Here is a 23,857-nt window from a genome sequence, read left to right on the forward strand (position 1 = left end):
AAAAACTATCTTTGCACCGTTCAAAACAAGGGTGTTTTTATCGCCCTTAGATAACTATAAAATAAACAGTTACTCATGTCACAAAGTACAGGAAAAGTTGCACAGATTATTGGCCCGGTGGTTGACGTTGCGTTTGATAGCGGATCGGAACTTCCAAAAATATACGACTCGTTAGAGGTAAACAACCACGGAAACCTATTGGTTCTTGAGGTTCAATCTCACATTGGTGAAAATATGGTACGCACCATATCAATGGATTCTACTGATGGTTTAAGCCGCGGTGTAGAAGCCGTTGCTACAGGAGCGCCAATTCAAATGCCAATTGGCGATGATGTTTACGGTCGACTTTTCAACGTAATTGGCGATGCTATTGACGGTATTGGAAACTTGCCAAAAGCGGGCGACAAAGGCCTTCCAATTCACCGTGATGCTCCAAAATTTGAAGATCTTTCAACTTCTACTGAAGTTCTTTATACCGGTATTAAAGTAATTGACCTTATCGAGCCTTATGCAAAAGGTGGTAAAATTGGTCTTTTCGGGGGTGCTGGTGTTGGTAAAACAGTACTTATTCAAGAGTTAATTAACAATATCGCAAAAGGACACGGAGGACTTTCAGTTTTCGCTGGTGTAGGGGAACGTACTCGTGAAGGGAACGATTTGCTTCGCGAAATGTTGGAGTCTGGTATTATAAAATACGGTGATGACTTTATGCACTCTATGGAAAATGGTGGATGGGACCTTTCAAAAGTTGATAAAACTGCAATGAAAGATTCTAAAGCTACTTTCGTGTTCGGACAGATGAACGAACCACCTGGAGCACGTGCACGTGTTGCGCTTTCAGGACTAACAATTGCTGAGTATTTCCGTGATGGCGCAGGCGATGGACAAGGAAAAGACGTACTTTTCTTCGTTGATAACATTTTCCGTTTTACACAAGCAGGTTCTGAGGTTTCTGCACTTCTAGGGCGTATGCCTTCAGCGGTAGGTTACCAACCAACTTTGGCAACAGAGATGGGTGCAATGCAAGAACGAATTACTTCAACAAAAAGAGGGTCTATTACTTCTGTACAAGCGGTTTACGTACCTGCAGATGACCTTACGGATCCAGCACCAGCAACAACATTTGCTCACCTGGATGCGACAACCGTACTTTCACGTAAAATTGCCGAGCTTGGTATTTACCCAGCAGTAGATCCATTAGACTCAACTTCTCGTATTCTTTCTGAATCTATTCTTGGAAAAGAACACTACGGTTGTGCACAGCGCGTAAAAGAGCTTCTACAACGTTATAAAGAATTACAAGATATTATCGCCATTCTTGGGATGGAAGAACTTTCTGAAGAAGATAAAATGGCTGTAGGTCGCGCACGTCGTGTACAGCGTTTCCTTTCTCAACCCTTCCACGTAGCTGAACAATTTACAGGTATTCCAGGGGTTTTGGTTGATATTAAAGAAACAATTAAAGGTTTCAACATGATTATGGATGGCGAATTAGACCACCTTCCAGAAGCCGCCTTTAACTTAAAAGGAACAATTGAAGAAGCTATCGCAGCTGGTGATAAAATGCTTGCTGAAGCTTAAAATAGTAATTAGAAGTTAGTATTGAGCATCCCTTTGCATATTCAATACTAACTTCTCAATACGCAATACTACAAAATATGTACTTAGAAATAGTAACCCCCGAAGCATCTTTAGTTGCTGGAGAAGTAGAAAGCATAACCGTTCCAGGTGTTGAAGGAGAATTTCAATTACTGAATAACCACGCTCCTATTGTTTCTGTTTTACAAGAAGGAAAAGTGAAATTTAAAGGAAATCCAACCATCGCGGAAGGTTTTCAAAACAAATTCACCAAAGAAGATGGTAAATGGGTGCTGCAAATTTCTGGAGGAACCATTGAATGTAACAACAATCGTGTGATGGTTTTAGCTGATTAAGCTACCCACAACAACAATAAAGTATAAAGTCCCAAATTCCTAAATAATGGAATTTGGGACTTTTTTTGATAAATTAGATTAACATCAAGTAGTTAATTTCTTGAAAACCATTGCGATATAAATTACTTTTCACTAGTTCTTTCCGCAAGACTTAACTAAGTTTGCTAGCATAAAAAAAATGAAAACAAAGCTTCTAATAGTATTCAGTTTTATTTCAGCAATTAATTTTGCACAAGAAGTTCCTCCAAAAGAAGAACAATTGGATGAAATAATTGTTTCGGCATCTAGAATAGAAATTCCATTTTCTAAAGATTCTCGAACTATTACCGTTATTACTTCTAAAGAAATTCAAAAAAGTGCAGCATTAACTGTTTCGGACATTCTAAAACAAGTAGCTGGTGTAGATGTAAGAAGTAGAGGCGCCTATGGAACGCAAGCCGATTTGTATATTCGTGGTGGTGGCTTTGATCAAACACTTTTATTAATTGATGGCATAAAAGTAGACGATTCCCAAACTGGTCATCATACTCTCAATATGGCCTTACCTCTGGATGTAATTGAACGAATAGAAATCATAAAAGGTCCTGCAGCTAGAATTTATGGTCAAAATGCTTTTACAGGAGCTATAAATATTATCACTAAAAAGAAAGCTTCAGCATTCGTTTCTGTTGGTGCAAGAGGCGGTTCAAACCAAAGTTTGAGCGGCGAAGTGACCGCAAATACCAATTTTGAAAACTCTTCACATTTGGTGCATTATTCTAGGAATACGTCTAAAGGGTATCGTTATAATACGGATTATGATACTCAAAATTATTTTTTAAAAAGTACTATTAATTCTGAAATAATTCCATTTGAGATATTAGCAACTCATTCAGAAAGAAAATTTGGAGCGAACGGTTTTTATGCTACAGCTTCCGCAAAAGATCAATACGAAGAAACACAAACCAGTTTAATAGGGTTTTCATCCCAGTTTAAAATAGCCAATTTAAAGCTTTCCCCAAGACTATATTGGAGACGCAATCAAGATAAATATGTGTTTTTACGCCACGATCCTTCTGTTTATAGGAACCTACACATTACCAATAAAATTGGGGCTGAAATAAACGCAAGCTATACATCAAATATTGGAGTTAGTGGTTTTGGAGTAGACATAGCAAAAGTTTTTATCGCCAGTAATAATTTGGGAAATCACAATCGATTTATGACCACCTTATTTTTGGAACATCGCTTTCAATTTTTAAATAACAAACTAGACGTTACTCCTGGAATTGCCGCAACTTATTTTTCAGATTTTAAACTACATGCCTTTCCAGGGGTAGACATAGGCTATGCATTTTCTAAACAATGGAAAATATACGCCAATGCAGGATATACCTATAGAATTCCAACGTATACCGATTTATATTACAGCGATCCAACTTCATTGGGGAATGAAAACTTAGCCCCTGAGGAAGCTATTTCAGAAGAGATAGGAATTAAGTTTCATCAAAAAAAAATAAATATAAATATCGCTTTATTTAATAGGGATTCTAAAAACCTTATTGATTATGTAAAAAACATCGAAACAAATCCTTTTGTAGCAACAAATATCCGAACGCTTAATACCAAAGGATTTGAAGCCAACTTAGACTATCAGTTTTCGTTTGCTGGTTATACGCAATTTTTAAAAACAGGATACACTTTTATTAATGATGAAGTGAAAAGCTTAGACATTAATTTTTCTCGATATGCTATTAATTCTTTAAAGCATCAAGTTACAGGAAGTTTTAGATCACAATTTTTAAAAAATCTCTCACAAACTTTAGTATACAAATATGCTGAAAAAACTGCTGGTGAAAGTTATAGCATAGTGGATGCTTCAGCGATATTTCAAGTTGTAAAATTTGAAATTTCTGTAACCGCCCAAAATATTTTTAATAAAGAATATACTGAAACAAACTTAGTCCCCATGCCGAAAGGCAATCTAATTTTTGGGCTTAAATATACTTTTGATTAAAATTCATCTTGATCGCATCTCCACTATAGGCTTAACTAAAAAAAAAATTGCGAAAGCCCTGTATTTTTAAACAGGTTTTTTAATCTACGCAACTACAACGAATAGATTGAGTAAAATCCATTACCAAAGAAGATGGTAAATGGGTGCTACAGCTTTTTGGCGGAACCAGTGAATATAACAACAATCGTGTGATGGTTTTGGCTGATTTAGCTACCCAAAAAAACAATAAAGTATAAAGTTCCAAATTCCATTATTTAGGAATTTGGAACTTTTTTCATAAATTTTAAATAACTTTCCTTGTTTTAAAATTTTCAAATTATGCAAAAAAATAGCTTCCTTACTTTTCTTTTTGTGTTTTGCGGACTTTCAATACTGCTAGCACAACAAAAAGAGGTTTATATAAAAGCAGGTTTTCTATATGATAGCGAAGAAAACACCTTATTAAAAAACCAATCAATTCATATAGAAGGAAACAAAATAATAGCTGTTGGAGGTTTTAATTTAATACCCGCAGATGCAAAGGTTATTGATTTATCTGAATACACAGTCCTACCAGGGCTTATTGACGCACATACACATGTGCTTTTTTCACAAGAAGCCAAAGATGATTTTTCTGAACATAGCATTCACTCACTCACCATGGAAAGTGATGCGTTACGTACACTGCGTGGCGCTAAAAGAGCCAAATCATACCTCGATGTAGGCATAACTAGTATTAAAGACCTTGGAAACTCTGGTTTATATCTAGATGTTGCACTTCGTGATGCAATAAATGAAGGTACCATTGAAGGTCCACGAATTTTTGCTTCCGGTCCTATTTTAGCTGCTATTGGAGGTCAAATGTATGGCGTTTCACCTAAACATCAAGACTTAATCGACCTCGAATACAGAATTATTAAAACAGTAGAAGATGCTAAAAATGCTGTTCGCGAACATCAAAATCAGCAGGTAGATTTAATTAAAATATGTGCAGACAACATTCCAAACAACACACGCTTAACAATCGAAGAAATTAAAGCTATTGTGGAAACTGCGCATTCATATAATCTTACAGTAACCGCACACTCCACAAACAATCAATCCGCATGGAATGCCATAAAAGCAGGCGTAGATGGCATAGAGCACGGTTTTAACTTGGCAGATTCTACATTAGTTTTAATGGCTAAAAATAAAGTATTTCTTGTTCCTACAGAAAATAGTAGTAATTATATGGATACCTACAATAAACTTGCTGGCTATGATACAGAAAATACAGATTGGGTAAAACAGTATTTATCGAAAATGAAAAGTAGGCTACAAAGAGCTATAGCCAATGGCGTTACTATCGTTGCGGGTTCTGACAATTACACCGCTCTTGGTATGCCTCGCGGAAATTCTTCAAAAGACATGCTTCGCACTTATTTTGAATCAGATATGAAACCGCTAAATATTTTACGATCTGCAACCTATCTTTCAGCCCTTCATTTAAACAAAGAAACTAAAATTGGCGTTATTAAACCCAACGCATACGCAGATATAATAGCCGTAAAAGGAAACCTATTAAATGATTTCCTCCATACCATGGAAAATGTGATTTTTGTAATGAAAGATGGCGAAACATATATTGAAAATTTCAATTAAACAAGCTCATACGAATCCCACAATTCACATCACATTAAAATTATTCAACTTAAAAAAACACTAAGACCTTTGAATTTTAAACAATTGAAAAACAATAATATTTTTTTCGAATTATTGCACTCTGTCTATAAAGTTCCTATCTTACCAAGATTAACCAAAAAATAATTTCAACTAATGAACGAATGGTATGCAGCTTTTGAATCTTTTGAAAAGGTTTATTGGACTATCGCTTTAATCGCTTCGGTAATATTTGTAATCTTAATAATTCTAACCTTTGTCGGTGGTGAATTTGACGATACGGGCGATGTAGATTCAGACATAGAGGGGGACACTGGGATTCACTTTCAATTTCTTTCTTTCAAAAATTTAATCGGCTTTTTTACTATTTTCGGGTGGACGGGTATTGCGTGTATCGGTGAAGGGCTTTCTAAAGGCTTAACCATTTTAATCTCTACCGTTTGCGGCCTATTGATGATGTTTATCATGGCTTCCTTATTTTACTATTTAGGAAAATTAAACAGCAGCGGCTCTTTAAAAATTAACAATGCCCTAAACCAGATTGGCGAAGTTTACCATACCATAGGCGCCAAACGTTCAAAAATTGGTAAAGTACATATCAACATTCAAGGAGGTATGCGCGAACTAGAAGCACTTACAGACGAAGCTACAGACCTTCACCAAGGAGATATAATAACCGTAACCCAAGTTACAGGAACAGGAATTTTAATCGTAAACAAACACACCGCCTAATCATGTTTTTACCACTTCAAATAGAATCTTTCGCACCATTGTTAGCCATAGGATTCGCAATTTTATTTGTTTTTATTATTCTTATCACCTTTATAAGAAGGTATAAACGATGTCCTTCAGACCGTATTTTAGTAATTTACGGTAAGGTAGGCACAGGAAACTCGGCACGTTGTATTCACGGGGGTGCTTCATTTATATGGCCTGTAATTCAGGATTACGAATACTTAGATCTAACCCCTATTTCTATTGAAGTAAACCTGGTAAACGCCTTAAGTAAGCAAAACATCCGTGTTAATGTACCTTCTCGTTTTACCATTGGTATCTCTACAGAACCTGGCATTATGCAAAATGCCGCAGAGCGTTTATTAGGTCAAGGTTTAGAGCAAATTCAAGAACTCGCTAAAGAAATTATTTTTGGCCAGCTGCGTTTGGTTGTGGCTTCAATGGATATTGAAGAAATAAACAACGATAGAGATAAATTTTTAACCAATATTTCAAACTCTGTAGAATCTGAACTTAAGAAAGTAGGTTTAAAGCTTATCAACGTAAACATAACAGATATAGTAGACGAATCTGGTTATATTGAAGCCTTAGGTAAAGAAGCAGCAGCTCACGCAATTAATGCAGCTCGTAAATCTGTAGCTGAGAAAAACAGAGATGGTTCTATTGGGGAAGCAAATGCAAAACAAGATGAACGTACCCAAGTAGCCGCAGCAAATGCACAAGCTGTAGAAGGTGAAAACATCGCAAAAATAAATGTTGCCAACTCAGATTCCTTACGTCGTCAACGCGAAGCAGAAGCAGAAAGAGTAGCAATTGCTGCCGAAAAAGTACAATCGGCAAAAGCGCTTGAAGAATCGTATATAGCAGAAAAAGAAGCCGAAATTACGCGTGCTGAAAGAGAACGAAGCACTCAACTTGCAGATATTATTGTACCTGCAGAAATTGATAAAAAGAAGGTTGAGATTGATGCCGAAGCCGAAGCCGAAAAAATAAGACGTCGTGCAAAAGGTGAAGCGGATGCTATCTTGTTTAAAGCCGAAGCTGAAGCAAAAGGTATTTTTGAAATCCTTACCAAACAAGCCGAAGGTTTTGACAGAATTGTAAAAGCTGCCGGCGACAGCTCTAAAGATGCAGTGCTTTTATTAATAGCAGACAAACTTCCAGAATTGGTTAAGCTTCAAGCTGAAGCCATTAAAAATATTAAGATAGACAAAATTACTGTTTGGGAAAACGGGGCTTCAAAAGACGGGAAAACAGCTACTTCAAACTTTATTTCGGGTATGTATGGCTCTGTACCGCCACTTCAAGAAATGTTTAATATGGCCGGTATGGAATTGCCAGAATATCTAAAGGGAAAAAAGGTTGAAGATAAAGATGATGATGCCTCAACAGACAATGGCAAGTCATTGAATTAGTAACTTTTAATTAAAACTTATAGAATTTCGTTTCACTTGTTTTTTTTTAACAAAAGACAACTGCATTTTACAAACGGAAATCCTTAGAAAATAGCGACAATACTTTTTAAAATAGCCCCTTTTATTTTTAAGGGGCATACACTAATATAATCCCTCACTGCTCACCCAACTTACAATATGGAACAATCTGAATTCTTAGAAAAAAATGTGTTTACTGATTTAAAAAACCTGAACAATGGTTCTGACAAAGAGAGTGTTCAACATTTTTCTGAATCAGATTTTGAGCTTGTTCTCCAGCGAGTAGAATATTTCGGGATAGGAATTTATGGAATTGAAACTTGGCTTAATGGCAAAAATACCGATGTTACAACAAATGAAGCTTTTAGAAAAAAGGCTACAGACCCACAATGGTATAAAAAAGCATTTTTATCATTTAAACATCGCCAGGTTGGAGCTACTTATTCTGCGACTTACAAAGTTTCAAATAAGCTTTTAGCACGAGAAAATACTAGCGAATAACAAATTATTATTAAAGTTAGAACTTATTAAGGCATTAACGAATGCTATACGCTGTAAAAATACTGGCTTTCAGAATTAGTGTAAACTTTGAATTATAAAGCAATCTTTTCCATTTATAATTTTGAACGCTACTTTACTTCACTTACCTTGCTATAAACCAATTCTGGCTCCCAACCTCTATAAAATAGATAATCTGCCAATTTTTTTCGCTTTTTTTGTAAATTTTTTTCTGAATCTAATTGTTGCAAACGTTTTTCTGCCAAGGCATCAAATGTTTTGTAATACTCAGCAGCTGGAATTTCTTTTAAGGCTATCTGAAGGTTGTATTTAGAAATTTCACGTTGCTTTAGCTCAGCGACAATTCGACGTTTGCCCCATTTTTTTGTTCTAAATTTTCCACGAGCAAAAGCTTGTGCAAAACGAGTTTCGTTCAAAAAATTATGTTGAAGTAAGTGACTAAATATTTGATCTACTGCATCGGGAATCATACGCATCTCATAGAGTTTTTTACTCACTTCCTTATGGCAACGTTCCTGATACGCACAATAACGTTCCATTCGCCTTATAGCTTCTGCTACGGTATATGTTTTATATGTATTCAATGATCAATCTTAATTTTAAAGTGAAGATAAAACTTTTTAATTAGGCAGAAAAGAGCCTAGGCACTAGCAACAACAGCATCCACAACTATTAAAAAAATAACGCACAAAAAAACCCCTGATGAAGTAAACCTTCAAAAGGGGTTTTTGGTTATTTTATCAATTCACCATCTTTATCGTGAAAATGATATTCGAGATATGTATAGGCATCTCGAGGTTGAATTTTTACCCATTTTTTGTGTTCTAAAAACCATTTGGTTCGCACACTCGGGAATCCTTTTGTTAAAAAGGCCGCTATAAAAGGATGTGTATTAAGTGTTATCTTTTTATAGTCTTTTTTGAAAAGGCGTTTCACCTCATCATTAATTCTATTTATAACGATAATAGGCGCTTCTATTTCACCGTTGATCACATTACTTGGATCTTCTTCACGGGTTTTAATATTCATTTCTGGCCTAACGCGTTGGCGGGTTATCTGTATTAACCCAAATTTACTTGGGGGTAAAATCTTGTGTTTTGCTCTATCGTCCTTCATTTCATCACGAAGGTGATTATAAAGCTCTTTGCGATGATTGGCGTTTGCCAAATCTATAAAATCGACCACAATAATTCCTCCCATATCGCGTAACCTTAGTTGTCTTGCTACCTCAGTAGCTGCAATCAAATTCACCTCCAGCGCTGTGCCTTCTTGTGTTTTTTGTTTGTTGCTTCGGTTACCGCTGTTCACGTCAATTACGTGCATTGCTTCGGTGTGTTCAATAACAAGGTAAGCTCCTTTGCTCCCTGATACTGTTTTTCCGAAGGAAGTTTTAATCTGCCGCTCAATGCCGAACTTTTCGAACATTGGCACATTAGAATCATAAAACTTTACGATATTGTCTTTTTTAGGTGCAATTTCCTGCACATAATCTTTTATTTGCAAGTATAGGTTTTCGTCGTCAATATGTATCGCAGAGAATGAGTCGTTAAACATATCGCGAATAATTGAGGCTCCCCTATTTAGCTCGCTTAGCACTTTTGAAGGGTGGTGCGCCCCTTGTAGCTTCTTACACATCGCCGTCCAGCGATCCATAAGGGTCTGTAAATCTTTGTCCAGTTCTGCTACTTTTTTGCCCTCGGCTACAGTGCGTATAATTACGCCAAATCCTTTTGGTTTTATACTTGTTATCAAGCGTTTTAACCTGTCTTTTTCTTCATTGCTATCTATTTTTTGCGAAACAGAAACACGATCCGAAAACGGAACCAACACAATGTATCTTCCGGCTATCGAAAGCTCGGAGCTAATACGTGGTCCTTTGGTGGATATGGGTTCTTTTACAATTTGAACCAAGATGGATTGATTGCTCTTTAAGGCATCATTTAAGTTACCGTGCTTATCAATCTCTTTTTCAAATGGAAAATTAGTTAAGGAATAATCCTTCAATTTACCACTGCTTACATTTTTCACAAATTTTAATTGTGAAAGTATCTTTGGACCAAGATCATGATAGTGTAAAAAACCATCTTTTTCGTAGCCCACATTCACAAAGGCGGCGTTTAAACCAGGAACTGTTTTACGTATTTTAGCGAGAAAAACATCGCCTACCGTAAAATTGTTCCCCTCTTCCTCTTTGTGAAGCTCTAGTAGCTTTCCATCTTTTAAAAGGGCAAAATCAACTTCTTGTGAACCGGACCTTATAAATAATTCGTAGTTCACGTTACATTAATTTTGTTGCCCCGAAATAAATGTCGGGACGTATTAAACAATATTTTTCACAGGTTTTATTAAAAAACCCGGCGAAATTACACCAAATCCAAAAGCAGGATGTTGCAATTTCATTTTCAAAGAACGATTTTTATTTGTTCCTTCCTATTAAATAGCACCCATTGGCTACGTTTAGGAAACACTTTTAAAACAGAAAAAGTAGTTGAGAAACTACTTTTTCTTTTTGTGGCGGTTAGCGCGTCTTCTTTTTTTGCGCTTGTGAGTCGCTACCTTATGTCTTTTTCTTTTTTTACCGCTTGGCATACTAAAGTTGTTATTATGTTCAATCCCGAAAATTATAAGATCGAACGGATTATTACTATTTTACGTCCACGTTGGTTTTTACACCTTCAACAAAAACTTTTGCTGGTTTAAAAGCCGGAATATTGTGGGCAGGGATTTTTATTGTTGTATTTTTTGAAATGTTTCTTCCTGTTTTTTCAGCTCTAGTTTTAATAATAAAGCTTCCAAAACCTCTTAAATAAACATTATCTCCACCTTCCAAAGAATTTTTTACTTCGTCCATAAAGGTTTCGACAGTAGCTTGTACTTCATTCTTTTCCATTCCTAATTTTTCTGAAATCTTCGCTACGATATCTGCTTTCGTCATTACTTATAAATTTTAATTAATTATTCTTTACCAGGTTTTTTTTTAGAACCGCAAATATACATATTTTAAAATCAATAAATCAAACCTTAATCCTTTAAAATTTAAAGGGATATAGATTAATTTTACCCCATGCCAAAAATAACCACATCCTTTTCCAACAAGCTTATATACTGGTATTTGCAAAACAAACGCGAACTTCCCTGGAGAAATACAATAGCCCCATACCCTATCTGGCTATCAGAAATTATGCTGCAACAAACCCGTGTTTTGCAAGGTTTACCCTACTTTTTAAAATTTATAGAAGCCTATCCAAAAGTTGAAAATCTAGCAAATGCTTCCGAAAGTGATGTTTTAAAACTTTGGCAAGGCCTTGGGTATTATTCCCGAGCTAGAAACCTTCACGCAACCGCAAAAAAGGTAACTAAAGAAATGAATGGCCGTTTCCCAAACAACTACAAAGACTTATTAAAGCTTAAAGGTGTTGGCGATTATACCGCCAGTGCAATAGCCAGTATCTGTTTTAATCAAGCTGAAGCTGTTGTAGACGGAAACGTATACCGTGTGCTTTCCCGCTTTTTTGGAATTGCTACACCTATTAATACAACTACTGGACAAAAAGAATTTAAGCAACTTGCCCAAAAGTTGATAGACAAAACCCAACCAGGCACATTTAACCAAGCAATTATGGAGTTTGGCGCCCGCTATTGTGTGCCTCAAAACCCAGATTGCGATCAGTGCATTTTTAATGATAAATGCACTGCTTTTCAACAGAAAAAAGTTTTAGAATTTCCCGTAAAAATAAAGGCGAAACCAATTAAAAAGAGGTATTTTAATTATATGGTTGTTCTTTCTAAAAACGAACATACATTGCTTCAACAGCGCACAGAAAAAGGAATCTGGCAAAAACTATATGAGTTTCCGTTACTTGAAACTTCAAAAGAAACAGATCTTTCTACCTTAAAAAAACTTCCTCAGTTTCAAGCATTTTCTAAAACATTAAAAATTGAATCTATTACTCTCTTTAATGAAAAACCAGTGCTTCATAAACTTTCGCACCAGCATTTACACACACGTTTTTGGCTTATTGAAACTTTTGATGAAACTAAAAACTCGATTCCAATTTCAAAAATAAATAGCTACGCAGTTCCAGTTTTAATAGCAAATTTTGTTTCAGAATTCTTTGAAAATTATTGATTCGTATTTTCACAATCGTTTATGTACAAATCAATTCATATAAAAATTTAAAAAATCCTTATATTTAAAACGCAAAATCTACCTTTGCATAAATTGAAAAAGTAATAATTATGAGTGGAACATTAAACAAAGTGATGTTGATTGGGCATACAGGCGATGATGTAAAAATGCATTATTTTGAAGGAGGAAACAGCTTGGGCCGTTTTCCACTTGCCACCAATGAAACATACACCAACAAAACTACAAACGAGCGCGTTACCAATACCGAATGGCACAACATTGTCGTGCGAAATAAAGCTGCGGAAATCTGTGAAAAATATTTGAAAAAAGGTGATATGGTATACATCGAAGGGCGCTTAAAAACCCGCAAGTGGCAAGACGACAAAGGCTTGGATAGATACAGCACCGAAATACATTGTACAGATTTTACATTCCTTACTCCAAAAGGAGAAAGCAATCCCTCTGGCAACAATCAAAATACACAAAACGCTCAAAGCACTCAATCTTCAGCTACATCGCAAAACAACAATGCAGTTGCTGATGAAGGAGACGACTTACCGTTTTAATGTTTAACTAAAATCTTCAAATTGGACACGGAGCCCCCTGGTTTATTTTTATTTACCGCTTTGGATTTTACCCAGATAACAAGTGGCGTTATCTTGTTTATTTTATTGTTTTGCTCTGCCTTAATTTCTGGTGCCGAAGTAGCTTTCTTTTCATTAACACCTTCAGATTTTGAAACCAATGAAGAAAAAACAATCGCAAAAAAGCTAGGAATCGCACAACGTTTATTAGCAAAGCCAAAAAAATTGCTCGCAACAATTTTAGTCGCAAATAATTTTATAAACATTGCTATTATTTTACTTTTTGACTCTTTGAGCGATGTTCTTTTCTCGAGCATTAAATCGAATTTTTACGGAATTGACGTACGTTTTATTGTTGAAGTAGGAGTTGTTACCTTTTTTATATTGCTTTTTGGCGAAATTCTTCCAAAGATTTATGCAAACCGCAACCGTATTTCGTTTGCAGTTTTTATGGCGCAGCCACTTAATATATTGGATACTTTACTCGCGCCAATAAGCTTACCCATGCGTTCTGCCACACTATTTTTGCACGCACGCTATGGAAAACAGAAATCTAATATTAGCGTCGACCATCTCTCTCAAGCCTTAGAACTTTCAAATAAAGACACCACACACGAGGAACAAAAAATTCTTCAAGGCATTGTAACCTTCGGAAATACAGATACCAAACAGGTAATGAAAAACCGAATGGATATTTTTGCACTTAATGAAGACCAGACTTTTAAAGAAATTCTACCCGAAATAATCCAACGTGGCTATTCACGAATCCCTGTATACAAAGACAGCATGGATCATATTACTGGTATTCTTTACGTGAAAGATTTGATTCCGTATACAGACCGGAAAATATTAGACTGGAAAACATTAAAACGCCAAGCTTATTTTGTGCCTGAAAACAAAAAGCTGGACGATTTATTAAACGAATTTAAAGAAATGAAAATGCACCTCGCAATAGTGGTTGATGAATATGGCGGCACGAGCGGACTTATTTCTTTAGAAGATATTATTGAAGAAATAGTTGGTGAAATTAGCGATGAGTTTGACGATGAAGACCTAATATTTTCAAAACTAGACGACAACACCTTTGTTTTTGAAGGAAAAACACCCTTAAAAGATTTTTATAAAGTAATTAAACCTGAAAATCTAGAAATTTTTGAAGATGAAAAAGGCGAAGCAGAAACACTAGCTGGTTTCCTTTTGGAAATTTCTAAAGGTTTTCCGAAGAAGAACGAAGTACTATCTTTCCACAATTATGCGTTTACCATTGAGGCCTTTGAAGGCAAACGTATCAAACAAATAAAACTTACCATTGAAAATTAAAAGCTTCTTTCTCCTAGTATTTGCATCACTCTTTATCCTTACATCCTGTAAAGATGACGCTTTGGTAAAACCATCCGCACTACTTCGTTTGGACTACCCCCAACCCGTATATAAAACTGTTGATACAGATTGCCCCTATACTTTTTCAATGAATGAAATTGCTACATTAATCAAAAAAAAACAGTGCGGCATGAATATAACGTATCCAAATATGAAGGCTACGCTATATTTAACTTACCAAGACATACGAAATAATAATTTAGATTCATTGCTGCAAGATGCTCAAAAACTAGCGTATGATCATACTATAAAAGCAAATAGCATCCCGGAACAACCCTTTATAAATCCAGAAAAAAAAGTGTACGGTATGTTTTATATGATTAATGGTAATGCTGCGAGTCAAACCCAATTTTATGTTACTGATAGCGTAAACCACTTTTTAAACGGTGCTTTATATTTTGAAGCAAAACCAAACTTTGATTCTATTTATCCAGCAGTAGTATACCTTCGTGAAGATATCCGTAAATTAATGGAAACAATTTCTTGGAAATAATCTATTTCTAGCAAACGGCTAAAAAAGTTAACAAAGCATTTGCAAAAGGTTCCGTAAGATTTCGTAACTTTTGACTGTAAAACAAGCTATTATGGTCAAAGTATATTCTCGTTTCGGCATTTATATTGCAATCCTCTTGATTGCATATTTTCTACTTTTAAAATTAATTGGCTTGCACCAATACCCAGTTTTAAGTGCAGTAAATGGATTAATTTTCGGCTTCGGAATCTATATGGCTCTGAAGAGTTATGCTTCCCGGAAAAATAAATTTAAATACGAAAAAGCGTTTGAAGTAGGCTTACTCTCTGGTGGAATTGCCACCATACTTTTTACAGCGTTTATGGCTGTTTATATGTACCAAATAGACATGGAGTTTGCAGCCGCTATAATGGATAGGTGGAACCTAGAATACAACTTGGGCACCCTTATGCTGCTATTGTCTATTCTGCTTATGGGCTTTTCAACCAGCTTGGTTTTAACACTCACATTTATGCAACTTCTAAAAAAATCTTGGAACACTCAAGATGGAAACAGGAATACCCTGTAAATTAACAAGAAAAGACTTTGTTGTTTGATTTTTAAAAATTATATTTGCACCCGCTTTTACCGGACGGTAAGAGCATTTTGTTTAACTAATTAATAAACGATTCGCTATGTACGCAATTGTAGAGATAGCAGGGCAGCAAGTAAAAGTTGCGAAAGACCAAAAGGTTTTTGTTAATCGTTTGCCAGTTGAAGAAGGAGAAAAAGTGTCTTTTGACAATGTACTTCTTATTGGTGACGGAGACAATATTACCATTGGCGCCCCGGCTATAGACGGAGCTCAAATAGGAGCAAAAGTCGTAAAACACCTAAAAGGTGACAAGGTTATAGTTTTCAAAAAGAAAAGAAGAAAAGGTTTCCGTAAGAAAAACGGTCACCGTCAGTATCTTTCTGAAATTGTAATTGAGAGCATTGTAGCTTCAGGAGCTACACCTGCTAAAAAGGAAGAAGCTAAGAAAGCTGCTCCTAAAAAAGAAACGAAAGCTGCTGCTCCAAAAGCAAAAGCTGAAACTAAAGCACCTGCTAAAAAAGCCGCTCCTAAAAAAGCAGCGAAAGCAGATGATCTTAAAAAGATTGAAGGTGTTGGACCAAAAGCCGCTGAGGCTATGGTTGCTGCTGGATTAGATACTTTTGCTAAAGTTGCAAAAGCAAAACCAGAAGCTATCGCCACTATTCTTTCTGAAGCTAGTTCAAATTTAGCACATTTAGTTACAGACACTTGGCCAAAACAAGCCAAATTAGCTGCTGACGGGAAATGGGATGAACTAAAAGAATTGCAAGACAATTTAGACGGTGGGATCGAGAAATAATCCTGCTTAAGTATAATATTTAAAACCGAAACAAAATGGCTCACAAAAAAGGAGTTGGTAGTTCCAAAAACGGTCGCGAATCAGAATCGAAACGTCTAGGCGTTAAGATTTTTGGTGGACAGGCTGCTATCGCTGGAAATATCATTGTAAGACAAAGAGGAAATACGCATCACCCAGGTGAAAACGTATATGGTGGTAAAGATCACACCTTGCACGCGCAAGTTGACGGCCTTGTAAAATTCACTAAGAAGAAAGACAACAAGAGCTACGTTTCTATCGTTCCTAACGCTGAAGCATAGTAATTACTTTCTATCCTGAAAACAAAACCTTCGCATTATTTGTGAAGGTTTTTTGTTTTTAAGGATTTCCTATTCTTTGAAATTCTTCAAAAGATTGCGGATACTTTAAAAGTGTCCATCTTGAATTTTTGGGGTAATGTGAATACATAAAATCGGTAGGAGTTGTTAAAAACCAAAAATTATCTGGATTTTTACCATCGCCATTACTAATAGCCCAAGTTATATCTAGCAAGAACCATTTATTATTCAGTTTTACGGCATTCCAAGTATGCTTCGGTTTTTCATCTATTTGAGTTTTACTGGAATAATTTTTAGTGAATCCATGAATCACCTCAACAGCAATGCCAACTTCAGCACAAAGTTGCTTGTATAAAAAAGCAAACCCTCCACAAAGTGCCATTTTTCGTTCCAAAACTTTTTTAATTACATTTTCTTCGGAAGTATAAAATTGCTTTTGAAGCATTTCACTGTGCATTAACTCGTGATCGTAAGCGATATTTGAAACAATCCAGCTGTAAATTGCAGTTGCTTTATCTGTGTCGGAAATTGCATTTTTTGTAATTGTAAAAGCGAGCTTTGCCGTTGAAAAAGCGGGCTTAGTTTGCTGGGAAATAGGCCTACTATAAGCGGTTTCAGCTCCAATTATAGAACCTATCTGCCCATAGGACCCTACCCAAGCACATATAAAAAATAAAAAAACAGATTGTTTTCGCATAAACCTTAAGTGATTCAATTGAAAACGTGAATTATTAAATAATATTGAAAATGAAGCTGTTAAAACTTACTTGAGTAGCATTTTTAAATCTTTTTCTAAAACATTTAGCAAGCCAACTTTAGGCAGTCGTCTTGTAAGTTCGCGCCAATTAGCATCTTTCTTATAAATACTTTGAAGCATTTTTGAAGCCGCTTCCAGTTGCTTATCATTCGCTAGCGTTATTGCCGTCCAGTATTGCATCTCCAAATTTTCTGGAAACATCTTCATAGCAGCATTATAGGCGTCCATAGCACTTTTCATTTCATTCTTTTCAACATAAAGATCTCCTTGATTCATATACTCATATGCGCGAAAAACGGTTAGTAACCGCTCTAATTCCCTTATTGGATTTTCTGAGTCATCTACTCGCAAATCTAAAACTTTGTCGTTCCACGGCTCCTTGGTGGCTTCGGCAGCAACAATCATTAATGCAGCTGATTGCTTTCCACGAATATCGCCGCCAGCATTCTGAGCCGCCTGTAACACAGCAACCATTCTTTCCGCTAAGCGCATTTCGTTATTTGCTTTCCATGCAAGTTCCATTGCTGAAACCACTTTGTCATTAAGCATCATATTCGCCTGAACTGAAAAATTTTCCCCATTTGCATGCCCTGCAAAATCAATACAACTTGAACCAGTGTGCGTAGCAACTCTTCCTTGGTTGTCTAAAATGGCAACTTGCCTAAATTCTCTTCCTTCATCTTCATTTAATAAAATGTTTAAGGCTTGTTGTGGAGATTTTTCTTGTTTTAATAATTCCAAACCACGGATGCCAAAAGATTTATTTACAAAACTTTGCGTGGCAACAACCCCAACTCCAGCTTCTCCCCAAGAAACGGCTGTGCCCACACTAAACCAATGACTTTGTACAGCAACAGCCATTTCTCCAGTTTTAGCATCACGTGCTACTATAGAAAAAGTATGTGCTAGCGGAGCATTGGGCTTTAAAGTTTGTGCCATAGTTGTAAATATTGAAAATATGCTAAAAATTACGAAGGTATATTTCATTGTATTATGATTTACACTTAAAGATAGCTAATTAATACACCTAAAAGCTATTAAGTAATTTAATTACATTAATTTAGTATGCCTTAAAATCTTTTTTTTTGAACTATTTCGCACTTATAATATTTATTATTTCTTATTTAGGCCATTCGCAAAACAGCTTGAACACGACATCAGTCCAAAAAAGTGCGGCGCATGCTGCTCTTAAAGACTCCTTACGAGCTATGGTTGCCAAGACTGATGATTATTGGTTTAAGGGGAAATACGACAAAGCTATTTCACACTCCATTACCAATATTAAGTTTGCTGAGAAAATTGGAGACAGTGCCTTAGCTTATTATTCAAGATATGTAATGGCGGCTGTATTTATGCATCTAGAAGATTATAAAAACGCCCACGATTACGCCAAAATTTACACGGATTATGCCGAACGAGAAAAAAATGCTTTTATAATCTCGCGTGCGTATAATTTATTGGGAGTGCTCTATACTATGGAGAAGAAATATGATATGGCTTTGCCTTATCTAGAAAAAGCACTTCCTTTATCTATAAAACAAGGCGATACTGTTGAAACATCAATAATCTACTACAACTTATCTGAAATATATTTAAATAAAAAAGACACAAAAAAGGCAAATATTTATATTGAAAAAGCAAAAAAAGACTTAGCAGCAATTAATCATAAAGCCTATGAACCTGATTTATATCTGCTTGAAGGAAAAATAAACCTTGAAGAAAACAATCCAAAAACAGCTGCAGAAAACCTAAAGTTGGCTATAACTATTTTTGAAAAAGGGAATTATAGCGACGTCCGTCTAATAGAATCATATAAAGAGTACAGCAACGCGCTATATACAAGTGGCGACTTTAAAGAAGCTTTTCTAGCACGAAAAACATTCGATAGCCTTAGTGCCATCCAGTTTAAGAAAGAAAAAGTGATGTCAATCCAAAATGCGAATGCGCAATTTGGTGTAAATCAATATAAAAAACAAGCAAAACAAGCTGAACTTGAAAAAGAGCTAATTATAGAAAAAGCGAAACGCAGCACTATATTACTTTACTTTTTTATTGGTGCCGCAATCTTTTTAGGCGTATTTATTATATTCCTTTATCGTGGCAATAAAAGAAAAAAAATACTAACACAAACCTTAAAGGAAAAAAACATAGAGTACCTAAAGGCGAAAGAAGAATCAGAGCAACTAGCTAAAGCCAAAAGTAAATTTTTCTCTACGGTAAGTCATGAATTAAGAACCCCGCTCTATGGTGTAATTGGGTTAACGTCGATACTATTAGAAGACAAAACACTTAAAAACCATCGCACAGACTTAAAAAGCCTTAAATTTTCAGCAGATTATTTATTAGCACTTATAAATGATGTACTACATATTAGCAAACTAGAGTCAAAAACCATCGAAGACATTCAAATACCTTTTAACCTTCATGAGCTTATAAAATCTATTACTTCTTCCTTTCAATATGTTTTAATTCAAAATAAAAACAAGTTGGTGCTGGATATTTCTAAAGAAATTCCAAAGACCATTATCGGAAACCATGTTGTTCTTTCACAAATTATAATGAATTTATTAGGAAATGCATCCAAATTTACCAATAACGGAGAAATTCGTATTTCTGCCAAAAAAGAAGCTTTAACAGAGGAAGACATTACCGTTACATTTAACATTCAAGATACAGGCGTTGGGATACCAAAAGAAAAGCAATTACACGTTTTTGAAGAATTTCAACAAGTAGATTCACAGCGTCATAAACAACAAGGCACTGGTCTTGGACTCCCAATAGTAAAAAAACTACTAGAAGCCTCAAATGCCACCATTCAGTTAGAAAGTGAAGTTGGCAAAGGATCTACCTTTACTTTTACACTAAAATTTAAAAACTCAAAAGAATTACATACAGAAAAATTAATTCAAAATAACAAAGGGTTTCTAGAAGGGAAAACAATTTTAATTGTTGATGACAACCGAATTAACCAAATTGTTACAAAGAAAATTCTTGAAAAGCACAAACTGAATTGCTTTATAGCTGAAAATGGTGACCAGGCGATAGAAAAAATTAAAGAAGTGCCTTGCGACCTCATTTTAATGGATATTAACATGCCTGGAAAAAATGGAATTGAAACAACAAAAGAGATTAGAGAATTTAATAAAACCACTCCTATTCTTGCATTAACAGCTATTGAAGCGGAAGAAATACGCGAAAAAATTAAAAATGCAGGGATGAATGGTATAATTATAAAACCATATAATGTAGATCAATTTTTAAACATTATTCTACGTACCCTAACCAACAGTCCAGAAACACTAAATACGGAAGAATACGTTTATTATTCCCAATAAAAAAAACCCTACACATGCAGGGTTTTTTTGACTATTATAAAATTTTAAAATATTATCCTTTCAAGCTTGCGCCTAAATATTCACGATTCATACGCGCTATATTTTCAAGTGAAATACCTTTTGGACATTCTATTTCGCAAGCACCCGTATTACTACAGTTTCCGAAACCTTCTTTGTCCATTTGCGCAACCATATTTAAAACACGCTCAGTAGCTTCTATCCTTCCTTGTGGAAGCAAAGCAAACTGACTTACCTTAGCTGATGTAAAAAGCATTGCGCTTGCATTTTTACATGCCGCTACACACGCCCCACAACCAATGCAGGTTGCTGCGTTGAATGAATCATCCGCATCGTGTTTGTTTACAGGAATTGAATTAGCATCAATGGTATTTCCTGAAGTATTTACAGAAATAAATCCTCCAGCCTGTTGAATTCTATCGAAAGAGCTTCTATCTACCACTAAATCTTTTATTACTGGAAATGCCTTAGCGCGGAACGGTTCAATAACAATAGTATCGCCATCGTTAAACATTCGCATATGCAGTTGGCAGGTAGTAACCAAACGGTCTGGACCATGAGGTTCGCCATTTATTTGCAGCGAACAACTTCCGCAAATACCTTCACGGCAATCGTGATCAAAAACTACAGGTTCTTCACCGTTGTTTATTAAACCCTCATTGAGAACGTCTAGCATTTCTAAAAAAGACATATCCCCTTCTACTCCGTCAATAGGATATGTTTTTAGTTCTCCTTTTGTAGCTGCGTTTTTCTGACGCCAAATTTTTAAAGTAAGTTTCATTTTATAAAGGATTTAGCGATTAGCGAAAAGTGAAGCGAATCATTCTTTTTCATTTAAGCTTTTTATCAAAGCATTCAACATTTTGCTAATTTCAACTATTAAACTTTCAATATTTTCGTTTCTAGTATTATACTTTAAATCAATTGATCTAATAATTTGTGTTTCCAATTCATACAAAGAGCCTCTGGCAATTCTAAGGAATTGAATGTAATTGTTTTTTGATATTCTACCCCAAGCTTCTGCAATGTTTGAAGAAATTGAAAATAGATGAACACCTCATTTGCGAAATCAATCCAAATTTTTCCTCTTCAGGGAATGCACCTTTAAAAACAAAAATCTCCTTTACAAGAAGTATTGCTTTTTGCCAAACAAGTAATTCTTTATACGACTTCAAAGAGTCCTATTTAAAAATCCCTCACTCCTCATCCTTCTTCGCTCTTTATTATTTATATGATCTCGATTTAACTTCAATATTTTCGTACTCCAATGCTTCTTTATGTAGCACTTCATTTCCTGGATCTCCAGTGTATTCCCATGCGGCAACGTACATAAAGTTTTCGTCATCGCGAAGGGCTTCTCCTTCTTCAGTTTGGTATTCTTCTCGGAAGTGACCTCCGCAAGATTCGTTTCTATGAAGCGCATCTTTCGCAAATAATTCACCCAACTCTAAGAAATCTGCTACACGTGTTGCTTTTTCAAGCTCTGCATTCATTTCGTCCATACCCCCTGGAATTTTTACATCTTTCCAGAATTCTTCACGAAGCGCTCTAATTTCTGTCATTGCAGATTTTAAGTCTTCCGCATTACGTGCCATCCCACACTTATCCCACATAATGTGGCCTAATTTTTTATGGAAATAATCTACAGAATGTGTCCCATTATTATTAACCAACTTTGCTAAAAGTTCACGAACTTTATTTTCAGCCTCGTCAAATTCTTTGCTGTCGGTAGGTATTTTTCCTGTTTTAATATCCTTTGAAAGGTAATCACCAATTGTATATGGTAAAACAAAGTAACCATCTGCCAAACCTTGCATCAATGCCGAAGCTCCCAAACGGTTAGCACCGTGATCGCTAAAATTAGCTTCACCAGTAACATAACAGCCTGGAATGGTAGATTGCAAGTTGTAATCCACCCAAATACCGCCCATGGTATAATGCACCGCAGGGTATATCATCATTGGACTTTCGTATGGATTTTCATCTACGATCTTTTCGTACATCTGGAATAGGTTTCCGTATTTATTTTCGATAACCTGTTTTCCTAATTTTGTTATTTCTTCTGAACTCGGGTTGTGGTTTCCGTGAATTGCAGCTTGTTCTTTTCCGTAACGTTCAATTGCAGAAGCAAAATCAAGAAAAACAGCTTGTCCAGTTTTATTTACTCCATAGCCTGCATCACATCTTTCTTTTGCAGCACGCGACGCAACATCACGCGGCACCAAGTTTCCAAACGATGGATATCTTCGTTCTAAGTAGTAATCCCTTTCATCTGCAGAAAGATCGTTTGGTTTTTTACTCCCATTTCTAATGGCTTCAACGTCTTTTTTATGTTTAGGCACCCATATTCTACCATCATTTCGAAGCGATTCAGACATTAAAGTCAATTTACTTTGGTGATCACCAGAAACAGGAATACAGGTTGGGTGAATTTGTGTGTAGCAAGGATTTGCGAAATACGCCCCTCTTTTATGAATTTTCCACGATGCAGTAACGTTACTTCCCATGGCGTTGGTTGAAAGGAAAAATACATTTCCATAACCTCCAGAAGCAATAACCACAGCATGTGCGGAATGCCTTTCAATTTTTCCAGAAACTAAATCGCGGGCAATAATCCCTCTTGCTTTACCATCTATGATCACTAAATCGAGCATTTCATGACGGTTATAAGGGGTAATTTTTCCACGGTTAATCTGACGGTTCATTGCAGAATACGCGCCAAGAAGTAATTGCTGACCTGTTTGTCCTTTGGCATAAAAGGTACGGGAAACTAAAACCCCTCCAAAAGAGCGGTTGTCTAGCATACCACCATATTCACGTGCAAAAGGAACACCTTGGGCTACGCATTGGTCAATAATATTTGCTGAAACCTCAGCAAGACGGTATACGTTTCCTTCACGGGAACGGTAATCGCCCCCTTTTACGGTATCGTAAAACAACCTATAGTTTGAATCGCCATCGCCTTGATAATTTTTCGCGGCATTAATACCTCCTTGCGCGGCAATAGAGTGCGCGCGACGTGGAGAGTCTTGATAGCAAAAGGTTTTTACGTTATAGCCTAATTCGGCAAGTGTTGCTGCGGCACTTCCACCGGCAAGACCTGTTCCCACAACAATTATATCTATACTACGCTTGTTGGCAGGGTTAACTAGATTAATATCATTTTTATGATTTGTCCACTTCTCTGCTAAGGGTCCTTTTGGAATTTTGGAATCTAATTTCGACATCGCTTTTTCT

The 23,857-nt window shown here is 35.9% G+C and carries 23 protein-coding genes; 15 read left to right on the plus strand and 8 right to left on the minus strand.

The window, feature by feature from the left end; all coding sequences use genetic code 11:
- The first annotated feature begins 75 nt into the window (after positions 1–75).
- From atpD to ABJ955_RS04480, 7 genes are all read left to right on the plus strand, one after another.
- Positions 76–1,581: a F0F1 ATP synthase subunit beta gene (gene atpD / locus ABJ955_RS04450; protein WP_347373396.1), complete on the plus strand. Its 1,506-nt coding sequence runs from the start codon at positions 76–78 to the stop codon at positions 1,579–1,581.
- Positions 1,582–1,658: 77 nt separating this feature from the next.
- The gene (locus ABJ955_RS04455; protein ID WP_347373397.1) at positions 1,659–1,934 is read left to right on the plus strand and encodes a F0F1 ATP synthase subunit epsilon; all 276 of its coding nucleotides are present in this window, start codon (positions 1,659–1,661) and stop codon (positions 1,932–1,934) included.
- Between the two features lie 178 nt (positions 1,935–2,112).
- Positions 2,113–3,930, plus strand: coding sequence for a TonB-dependent receptor (locus ABJ955_RS04460; protein ID WP_347373398.1), 1,818 nt, complete (start codon positions 2,113–2,115; stop codon positions 3,928–3,930).
- Positions 3,931–4,248: 318 nt separating this feature from the next.
- Entirely contained in the window at positions 4,249–5,550 is a 1,302-nt protein-coding gene (locus tag ABJ955_RS04465) for an amidohydrolase family protein (protein WP_347373399.1), read from the plus strand.
- A gap of 174 nt (positions 5,551–5,724) precedes the next feature.
- A complete protein-coding gene (locus tag ABJ955_RS04470) occupies positions 5,725–6,300 on the plus strand; it encodes a hypothetical protein (RefSeq protein WP_347373400.1) in 576 nt (191 codons plus the stop codon).
- A gap of 2 nt (positions 6,301–6,302) precedes the next feature.
- Positions 6,303–7,718: an SPFH domain-containing protein gene (locus ABJ955_RS04475; protein ID WP_347373401.1), complete on the plus strand. Its 1,416-nt coding sequence runs from the start codon at positions 6,303–6,305 to the stop codon at positions 7,716–7,718.
- A 177-nt stretch (positions 7,719–7,895) separates the two neighbouring features.
- Complete coding sequence (locus ABJ955_RS04480) at positions 7,896–8,237, plus strand: hypothetical protein (RefSeq protein ID WP_347373402.1); 342 nt, start codon at positions 7,896–7,898, stop codon at positions 8,235–8,237.
- Positions 8,238–8,365: 128 nt separating this feature from the next.
- Here the strand turns inward: ABJ955_RS04480 and ABJ955_RS04485 are convergent, their stop codons facing one another.
- The 3 genes from ABJ955_RS04485 to ABJ955_RS04495 all read right to left on the minus strand — a co-directional run bounded on the left by ABJ955_RS04485 (position 8,366) and on the right by ABJ955_RS04495 (position 11,190).
- Positions 8,366–8,839, minus strand: coding sequence for a regulatory protein RecX (locus ABJ955_RS04485; protein WP_347373403.1), 474 nt, complete (start codon positions 8,837–8,839; stop codon positions 8,366–8,368).
- A gap of 148 nt (positions 8,840–8,987) precedes the next feature.
- Positions 8,988–10,532 (minus strand): ribonuclease E/G, encoded by a 1,545-nt coding sequence (locus ABJ955_RS04490; protein ID WP_347373404.1) that lies wholly within the window; start codon positions 10,530–10,532, stop codon positions 8,988–8,990.
- A gap of 367 nt (positions 10,533–10,899) precedes the next feature.
- Complete coding sequence (locus ABJ955_RS04495) at positions 10,900–11,190, minus strand: HU family DNA-binding protein (protein ID WP_347373405.1); 291 nt, start codon at positions 11,188–11,190, stop codon at positions 10,900–10,902.
- A 129-nt stretch (positions 11,191–11,319) separates the two neighbouring features.
- Between ABJ955_RS04495 and mutY the strand changes: the two genes are divergently transcribed.
- The 7 genes from mutY (at position 11,320) to rpmA (ending at position 16,492) form a co-directional block, all read left to right on the plus strand.
- Positions 11,320–12,384: an A/G-specific adenine glycosylase gene (gene mutY / locus ABJ955_RS04500; protein WP_347373406.1), complete on the plus strand. Its 1,065-nt coding sequence runs from the start codon at positions 11,320–11,322 to the stop codon at positions 12,382–12,384.
- Between the two features lie 110 nt (positions 12,385–12,494).
- On the plus strand, positions 12,495–12,950 hold the full coding sequence (gene ssb, locus ABJ955_RS04505) for a single-stranded DNA-binding protein (RefSeq protein WP_347373407.1): 456 nt from the start codon (positions 12,495–12,497) through the stop codon (positions 12,948–12,950).
- A 21-nt stretch (positions 12,951–12,971) separates the two neighbouring features.
- Positions 12,972–14,288 (plus strand): gliding motility-associated protein GldE, encoded by a 1,317-nt coding sequence (locus ABJ955_RS04510; protein ID WP_347373408.1) that lies wholly within the window; start codon positions 12,972–12,974, stop codon positions 14,286–14,288.
- Entirely contained in the window at positions 14,278–14,841 is a 564-nt protein-coding gene (gene gldD, locus ABJ955_RS04515; protein ID WP_347373409.1) for a gliding motility lipoprotein GldD, read from the plus strand. The genes ABJ955_RS04510 and gldD overlap by 11 nt, the downstream gene beginning before the upstream one ends.
- A 91-nt stretch (positions 14,842–14,932) precedes the next feature.
- The gene (locus ABJ955_RS04520; protein WP_347373410.1) at positions 14,933–15,388 is read left to right on the plus strand and encodes a DUF4199 domain-containing protein; all 456 of its coding nucleotides are present in this window, start codon (positions 14,933–14,935) and stop codon (positions 15,386–15,388) included.
- Positions 15,389–15,494: 106 nt separating this feature from the next.
- The gene (gene rplU, locus ABJ955_RS04525) at positions 15,495–16,193 is read left to right on the plus strand and encodes a 50S ribosomal protein L21 (RefSeq protein ID WP_347373411.1); all 699 of its coding nucleotides are present in this window, start codon (positions 15,495–15,497) and stop codon (positions 16,191–16,193) included.
- A 35-nt stretch (positions 16,194–16,228) separates the two neighbouring features.
- Positions 16,229–16,492, plus strand: a complete 264-nt coding sequence (gene rpmA, locus ABJ955_RS04530; protein WP_347373412.1) for a 50S ribosomal protein L27 — start codon at positions 16,229–16,231, stop codon at positions 16,490–16,492.
- A 58-nt stretch (positions 16,493–16,550) separates the two neighbouring features.
- Here the strand turns inward: rpmA and ABJ955_RS04535 are convergent, their stop codons facing one another.
- Positions 16,551–17,207 carry a transglutaminase domain-containing protein gene (locus tag ABJ955_RS04535; RefSeq protein WP_347373413.1) on the minus strand — a complete coding sequence of 219 codons (657 nt, stop codon included), beginning with the start codon at positions 17,205–17,207 and terminating at the stop codon, positions 16,551–16,553.
- 66 nt (positions 17,208–17,273) lie between these two features.
- Positions 17,274–18,254 (minus strand): DUF1028 domain-containing protein, encoded by a 981-nt coding sequence (locus ABJ955_RS04540; protein WP_347373414.1) that lies wholly within the window; start codon positions 18,252–18,254, stop codon positions 17,274–17,276.
- Positions 18,255–18,412: 158 nt separating this feature from the next.
- Here ABJ955_RS04540 and ABJ955_RS04545 point away from each other — a divergent pair, with 158 nt between their 5' ends.
- Entirely contained in the window at positions 18,413–20,602 is a 2,190-nt protein-coding gene (locus ABJ955_RS04545) for a response regulator (RefSeq protein WP_347373415.1), read from the plus strand.
- 52 nt (positions 20,603–20,654) lie between these two features.
- Here the strand turns inward: ABJ955_RS04545 and ABJ955_RS04550 are convergent, their stop codons facing one another.
- The 3 genes from ABJ955_RS04550 to ABJ955_RS04560 form a co-directional block, all read right to left on the minus strand.
- The gene (locus ABJ955_RS04550; protein ID WP_347373416.1) at positions 20,655–21,401 is read right to left on the minus strand and encodes a succinate dehydrogenase/fumarate reductase iron-sulfur subunit; all 747 of its coding nucleotides are present in this window, start codon (positions 21,399–21,401) and stop codon (positions 20,655–20,657) included.
- 39 nt (positions 21,402–21,440) lie between these two features.
- Positions 21,441–21,659 carry a four helix bundle protein gene (locus tag ABJ955_RS04555; protein WP_347374361.1) on the minus strand — a complete coding sequence of 73 codons (219 nt, stop codon included), beginning with the start codon at positions 21,657–21,659 and terminating at the stop codon, positions 21,441–21,443.
- Positions 21,660–21,843: 184 nt separating this feature from the next.
- A complete protein-coding gene (locus ABJ955_RS04560) occupies positions 21,844–23,847 on the minus strand; it encodes a fumarate reductase/succinate dehydrogenase flavoprotein subunit (RefSeq protein ID WP_347373417.1) in 2,004 nt (667 codons plus the stop codon).
- Positions 23,848–23,857 lie beyond the last annotated feature (10 nt).

It is taken from the genome of Aequorivita sp. Q41 (assembly GCF_039831855.1).
Classification (GTDB): Bacteria; Bacteroidota; Bacteroidia; order Flavobacteriales; family Flavobacteriaceae; genus Aequorivita.

What these genes read in the sequence shown, in the direction of transcription:
- ABJ955_RS04465 (WP_347373399.1), top strand. Translation starts at nt 4,249, where the DNA reads ATGCAAAAAAATAGCTTCCTTACTTTTCTTTTTGTGTTTTGCGGACTT.
- ABJ955_RS04550 (WP_347373416.1), bottom strand. Translation starts at nt 21,401, where the DNA reads ATGAAACTTACTTTAAAAATTTGGCGTCAGAAAAACGCAGCTACAAAA.
- ABJ955_RS04470 (WP_347373400.1), top strand. Translation starts at nt 5,725, where the DNA reads ATGAACGAATGGTATGCAGCTTTTGAATCTTTTGAAAAGGTTTATTGG.
- ABJ955_RS04560 (WP_347373417.1), bottom strand. Translation starts at nt 23,847, where the DNA reads ATGTCGAAATTAGATTCCAAAATTCCAAAAGGACCCTTAGCAGAGAAG.
- ABJ955_RS04475 (WP_347373401.1), top strand. Translation starts at nt 6,303, where the DNA reads ATGTTTTTACCACTTCAAATAGAATCTTTCGCACCATTGTTAGCCATA.
- ABJ955_RS04540 (WP_347373414.1), bottom strand. Translation starts at nt 18,254, where the DNA reads ATGAAATATACCTTCGTAATTTTTAGCATATTTTCAATATTTACAACT.
- atpD (WP_347373396.1), top strand. Translation starts at nt 76, where the DNA reads ATGTCACAAAGTACAGGAAAAGTTGCACAGATTATTGGCCCGGTGGTT.
- ABJ955_RS04520 (WP_347373410.1), top strand. Translation starts at nt 14,933, where the DNA reads ATGGTCAAAGTATATTCTCGTTTCGGCATTTATATTGCAATCCTCTTG.
- mutY (WP_347373406.1), top strand. Translation starts at nt 11,320, where the DNA reads ATGCCAAAAATAACCACATCCTTTTCCAACAAGCTTATATACTGGTAT.
- ABJ955_RS04480 (WP_347373402.1), top strand. Translation starts at nt 7,896, where the DNA reads ATGGAACAATCTGAATTCTTAGAAAAAAATGTGTTTACTGATTTAAAA.
- ABJ955_RS04535 (WP_347373413.1), bottom strand. Translation starts at nt 17,207, where the DNA reads ATGCGAAAACAATCTGTTTTTTTATTTTTTATATGTGCTTGGGTAGGG.
- ABJ955_RS04455 (WP_347373397.1), top strand. Translation starts at nt 1,659, where the DNA reads ATGTACTTAGAAATAGTAACCCCCGAAGCATCTTTAGTTGCTGGAGAA.
- rpmA (WP_347373412.1), top strand. Translation starts at nt 16,229, where the DNA reads ATGGCTCACAAAAAAGGAGTTGGTAGTTCCAAAAACGGTCGCGAATCA.
- rplU (WP_347373411.1), top strand. Translation starts at nt 15,495, where the DNA reads ATGTACGCAATTGTAGAGATAGCAGGGCAGCAAGTAAAAGTTGCGAAA.
- ABJ955_RS04460 (WP_347373398.1), top strand. Translation starts at nt 2,113, where the DNA reads ATGAAAACAAAGCTTCTAATAGTATTCAGTTTTATTTCAGCAATTAAT.
- ssb (WP_347373407.1), top strand. Translation starts at nt 12,495, where the DNA reads ATGAGTGGAACATTAAACAAAGTGATGTTGATTGGGCATACAGGCGAT.
- ABJ955_RS04495 (WP_347373405.1), bottom strand. Translation starts at nt 11,190, where the DNA reads ATGACGAAAGCAGATATCGTAGCGAAGATTTCAGAAAAATTAGGAATG.